The organism is Actinosynnema sp., from assembly GCF_052038725.1.
Window position 1 is genome coordinate 1 of record NZ_JBQGCX010000702.1, and the last position, 5,618, is coordinate 5,618.

At 72.4% G+C, this 5,618-nt stretch carries 3 protein-coding genes and 1 tRNA gene; 3 read left to right on the forward strand and 1 reads right to left on the reverse strand.

Annotated features, from left to right (window positions below):
- Nucleotides 1-468 precede the first annotated feature (468 nt).
- Nucleotides 469-544, reverse strand: a tRNA-Lys gene (locus ACTUAL_RS14750).
- Nucleotides 545-701: 157 nt separating this feature from the next.
- Here ACTUAL_RS14750 and ACTUAL_RS14755 point away from each other — a divergent pair.
- The 3 genes from ACTUAL_RS14755 to ACTUAL_RS14765 form a co-directional block, all read left to right on the forward strand.
- A complete protein-coding gene (locus tag ACTUAL_RS14755) occupies nt 702-1,277 on the forward strand; it encodes a hypothetical protein (protein ID WP_440900644.1) in 576 nt (191 codons plus the stop codon).
- A gap of 14 nt (nt 1,278-1,291) precedes the next feature.
- Nucleotides 1,292-3,298 (forward strand): SPFH domain-containing protein, encoded by a 2,007-nt coding sequence (locus tag ACTUAL_RS14760; RefSeq protein WP_096497283.1) that lies wholly within the window; start codon nt 1,292-1,294, stop codon nt 3,296-3,298.
- The coding region (locus tag ACTUAL_RS14765; RefSeq protein ID WP_440900645.1) for a DNA repair ATPase at nt 3,295-5,618 on the forward strand (2,324 nt) is incomplete at its 3' end. The genes ACTUAL_RS14760 and ACTUAL_RS14765, both read left to right, overlap by 4 nt.

The window sequence follows — 5,618 nt, forward strand, 5'->3', positions numbered from 1 at the left end:
TGTCACTCGAAACTCGTCCACCTTGAGAGCAGGCGGCGGCAGCGGTCAACAGCAAGCAGGAAAACATGAGGCGGATGCGCATTTTGTGAACCTCCGATCAGATCGGAAGTCGCGATTCACCCATGATTTGTTAGCCGTTCACCTCAGCTTTCATGTTCACCTCCAGCTTCGCTGGCCGCGGGGTGCCTGCTTCTCCAAGCGTTTGCGCCCTGCCGCGCAGATGAACCCCAGAGGTCGACGCCGCGGCACCAGAGGCGGTGGTCGTTCGCGCTTGCGGTCGCTCGTCCTGCGAAGCGCGGCGGTGTCGATATCGCCAAGACGCCATCAAGGACTGGCGTGCAGGGCAAACAGCGTGGAGGTGGGCGTTCGCGGACCGGGTGTTCACGGGCGCGACGCGGGCCCGGCGGACTCCGACAGCACCGCCGGTGTCGGAGGACTCGAGCGACAAGGGAAAACCCAGGTCAAGCGTGGTGGGCCGCCAGGGACTCGAACCCTGAACCCGAAGATTAAAAGTCTCCTGCTCTGCCAATTGAGCTAGCAGCCCTCACCCCACAGCTTAGCGGAGCGCGCCCCCTCCTGGCCCGTCCCCGACCCCCACCTCCTCCCCACGCCCCGTGTGCCGCCCGACACGTTCCGCCGTTCCCCCACGCGCACCCCCTGCGTCCAGCTATCTTCGCCGCAAGACGAAGCTGGGAGGTTCGTTGGGAGAGTTCGCCGCCGCCGCGCTGTCGTTCCCCGCCGTCGTGCTCGGGGTTCCGCTGGTCCTGGTGGTGGTGTTCTGGCTCCTCGCCGTCCTCGGCGTGCTCGACTCCGACGACGTCGGCTTCGAGCTGGGGCTCGGGCTCGGGGACTTCCCGGCCGCCGTCTCCGTCTCGATCCTCGTCGCCTTGTCCTGGTTCGGCTCGCTGGCCGGTGGGGTGCTGCTCGACCAGGCGCAGCTCGAACCCGTCCCGCGCACGCTGCTGGGCGTCGGGCTGCTGCTGCTGTCGCTGCTGCTCGGGCTGCTCCTCACCCGCCTCGCGGTCGAGCCGTTCCGCAAACCGGAGCGCTCCGCGTCGCGCGTCGACTTCGTCGGGCTCACCTGCGTCGTGCGGACCGGCACGGTCACCTCCGACTTCGGGCAGGCCGAGGTCACCTCGGGCGACGGCTCGTCGGCGCTCGTGCAGGTGCGCCAGACCGGGCGCGACCCCTTCGCGGCGGGGGACACGGCCGTGATCTACCAGTACGACCCGGACGGCGAGTTCTTCTGGGTCGTGCCGCTGAACTCTTCGCTGTAGGGGGTTTTCCGGGAATGGGTGCCATCACCACGGGCCTCGGCGTGCTCATCGCCGTCGGCGCTCTCGTCCTGATCGCGCTGCTGGTCGTCGTCAGCCGGTTGTTCCGCAAGGTCGAGCAGGGCAAGGCCCTGATCGTGTCCAAGGTGCGCAAGGTGGACGTGACGTTCACCGGAGCCGTCGTCATGCCGGTGCTGCACCGCGCCGAGATCATGGACATCTCGGTCAAGACGATCGAGATCCGCCGCGCGGGCACCGAGGGCCTGATCTGCCAGGACAACATCCGCGCCGACATCCGGATCACGTTCTTCGTGCGCGTCAACAAGACCGTCGAGGACGTCATCAAGGTCGCCCAGGCGATCGGCACCGCGCGCGCCAGCGACGAGGCCACCCTGCAGGAGCTGTTCAACGCCAAGTTCTCCGAGGCGCTCAAGACCGTCGGCAAGCAGCTCGACTTCGTCGACCTCTACACCCACCGCGACGAGTTCCGCGACCGCATCATCCGGGTCATCGGCACCGACCTCAACGGCTACAGCCTGGAGGACGCGGCGATCGACTACCTGGAGCAGACGCCGATGGCGCAGCTCAACCCGACGAACATCCTCGACGCTCAGGGCATCCGCAAGATCACCGAGCTGACGGCGATCGAGCACGTGCGCACCAACGAGTTCCAGCGCACCGAGGAGAAGGAGATCACCCGCCAGAACGTCGAGGCGCGCGAGACGATCCTGGAGCTGGAGCGCCGCCAGGCCGACGCGGAGATCAAGCAGAAGCGCGAGGTCGAGACGCTGCGGGCGCGCGAGGAGGCCGAGATCGCCAAGGTGCAGGCCGAGGAGCGGCTCAAGGCCAGCGCCGCGCACCTGCGCACCGAGGAGCAGCTCGGCATCCAGCACGAGAACAAGAACCGCGAGATCGCCGTCGCCGAGAAGAACCGCGAGCGCGTGATCGCGATCGAGTCCGAGCGCATCGAGAAGGACCGGCTGCTGGAGGTCGTCTCCCGCGAGCGCGACACCGAGCTGGCGCGCATGGCCGCCGAGCGCGAGGTCGAGGGCGAGAAGCGCTCGGTCGCCGAGGTCGTGCGCGAGCGCGTCGCCGTGGAGAAGACGGTCGCCGAGCAGGAGGAGAACATCAAGCGGCTGCGGGCCGTCGAGGAGGCCGAGCGGGAGCGCCAGGCCACCGTCATCCGCGCCGAGGGGCAGGCCCAGGAGGGCCTGGTCAAGGACATCAAGGCCGCCGAGGCCGCCGAGGCCGCCGCGAAGTTCAAGGCCCGCGAGGAGCTCGTGCTCGCCGAGGCCCGCCAGCAGGCCGCCGAGCTGGACGCCCGCGCCATGATCCGCCTCGCCGAGGGCAAGCAGGCCGACGCCGCCGCCGAGGGCCTGGCCGACGCGCAGGTCCGCGAGCGCTCCGCCGCCGCCGTGGAGAAGGTCGGCCGCGCCGAGGCCGTCGTGGAGCGGGAGAAGGCCCTCGTCGCCGCCGAGGCCATCCGCGAGAAGCTCAAGGGCGAGGCCGAGGGCCTGGCCGACAAGGCGGGCGCCATGGCCGCCATGGACGAGGTCACCCGCGGCCACGAGGAGTACCGCCTGCGCCTGGAGGCCGAGAAGGAGATCCGCCTCGCGGGCCTGCACGTGCAGCGGCAGGTCGCCGAGTCGCAGGCCGCCGTGCTGGCCGCCGGGCTGGAGAAGGCCGACATCGACATCGTCGGCGGCGAGACCGCGTTCTTCGAGCGCGTCGTCGGCGCGATCTCGGTCGGCAAGGGCGTCGACGGGTTCGTCGAGCACTCCGACGTCGCCCGCACCCTGGTCGAGCCGTGGCTGAACGGCAAGGCCAGCTTCACCGAGGACATCACCCGCGTCCTCGGCTCGTTCGGCACCGAGGACGTCAAGAACCTCACCGTGTCCGCCGCGCTCCACCACATGATCAGCGCGGGCGGCCCCGACGCCGACAAGCTCCGCAAGCTGCTCGACCACGCCACCCGCCTCGGCGTCGCCGAGCGCCCCGTCGCCGCGCTCGCCGCGCAGTCGTGACGGCCGCCCTCGACGCGGGCGCCTACGAGATCCTCCGGGCCCGGCTGGCCGACCAGGCCGCCGGGCTCGCCGGGGCGGCCGAGGCGCTCAACACCCGCAGGCTGGAGGCGTTCGGCGGCGCGGAGCTGCGGCTGCTCGGCACCGAGCAGGTCCGCACCGGCGCGAACCTGGTCCCGGTCGACGTGGTCGAGGTCGCGGGCCGCCTGCTCGTCGGCTACCACGCCCCGGCCGCGCTGCGCGGCGACGTGTCCGCCGTCGCCGTGGTCCTCTCCCTGCACCGCCGCGCGGCGGGGACCGGCGGGCAGCCCGACGTGGACGGCTCGGCGACCCTGCTCGACGCCGGGGACGACGACCTGCCCGGCCTCCTGGACGACCCCGGCTTCCTGCGCGACTTCGCCGAGCTGCACCGCTACTACCGCCAGGCCCGCCTGGTCCGGCTGCGCCGGGTCGAGGGCAGGCTGCTCGCGGTGGTCCAGACCGGCGCCCGCGCCCAGGACATCCGGGTGCTGCGCTGGGAGGTCGGCGTCGACGGCGCCGTGCGCTACCTGGACAACCGGGGCGAGCGCGACCACGTCCACCCGCCGACCCACGACTTCACCTGGACCCCGGCCACCCGCGAGGACCACGTCCTCGGCCGCCACCCGCACATCTCCGTGCTGGGCGAGGTGTTCGTCTCGGCGGTCGGCGGCTCGCTGGTGATCAAGACCGAGAACGACCCCGACTCGGACCGCGCGGTCCTGCGCGAGCCGGTCGACGACCCGCTGCAGAGCCTGGCCGACGCCGACGTCGAGCACGCCCGCGTCGGCCCGCTGGTGCTGATCCGGGTCCGCCCGTACAACGAGACCGCCTGGCGGCACCTGGTCTTCAACACCCGCACCGGCGCCGCGACCCGACTCGACGGCATCGGCGCCTCCTGCGTGCGGCTGCCCGACGACCAGGGCCTGGTCTTCCCCGGCGGCTACCTGCTGGCCACCGGCGCGGCCCGCACGTTCGACGGCGTGGACACCGGCGGCCTGGCGTTCGACCGCGTCGTCCGCTCGCCCACCGGCGAGGACGTCCTCTACGCCTTCCGCGCCGCCGACCGCGCGCTCCTGCTGCCCTACAACGTGATCCGCAAGGAGGTCGCCGCCCCGCTGCCGTGCCGGGGGCACGCGCTGTTCGACGACGGCGGCCTCGTGCTGCTGCGCGCGGGCGGCGACGAGCCGACCAGGGTGCACCCGGTGCAGGTGTGGCTGACCCCGTTCCAGTCCGACACGCACGCCGCCGCCCAGCGCACCGGGACCGGACCGCTGGAGCGGGTCGGCAACGCGGACCTGGTGCGCGGCATCTCCGACTGCCTGTCGGTGGTGGCCGCCGCCGAGGAGAGCGAGCCGACCGCCGCGGTGTTCGAGGCGCTGATCGCCGCGTGCGCCAGGGTCGTGGACACCCACCACTGGCTCGGCGACGCCGACCTCGGCGACCTGCGCACCCCGGTCACGCGGCTGCGCGCCACCGCGCAGCTGGTGCTCGACGAGTTCGAGACGGTCCGCGAGCTCACCGCGCAGGCCGAGGGCGCGCTGTCCGACGCCGACGAGCGGGTCACCGCGCTGCTGCGCCGCGCGCACAGCGACGTGCTCGACACCGCCGACGCCTGGGTGCGGCTGCTCACCGACCTGCGCGGCGCGCAGGGCAACCTGGTGACGCTCAAGGAGGTGCGCTACGCCGACGACGAGCGCATCGACGGCCTGGTGTCCACCCTGGACGGTGAGATCGCCTCGGTCGGCGCGCGCGCCGTGGCGTTCCTCGGCCGCGAGGACGCCTTCGCCGCGCACCAGGAGCAGGTGGACTCGCTGCTGGCCAAGGCGACCGAGCTGCGCACCACCGCCGAGGCCGCCCCGCTGGCGCAGGAGCTGCTCGCCCAGCAGCGCGGCCTCGAGGTGCTCACCGAGGTCGTCGGCGGGCTCGACATCGCCGACGCCACCGCCCGCACCTCGGTGCTGGAGCGCATCGGCTCCGTGCTGGCCGGCCTCAACCGGGTCCGCGCCACCGTCGACGGCCGCCGCCGCGACCTGGTCGCCGCCGAGGGCCGCGCCGAGTTCGCCGCCGAGCTGGCGCTGCTCGGCCAGGCCGTCACCGGCGCGATCGCCGTCGCCGACACCCCGGAGCGCTGCGACGAGCAGCTCGGCGGGCTGCTGCTCAAGCTGGAGAACCTGGAGTCCCGCTTCGGGGAGTTCGACGACTTCCTCGCCCGGCTGGCCGACCGGCGCACCGACGTCTACGAGGCGTTCTCCTCCCGCAAGCAGGCGCTGCTGGACGAGCGCGCCCGCCGCGCCGACCGGCT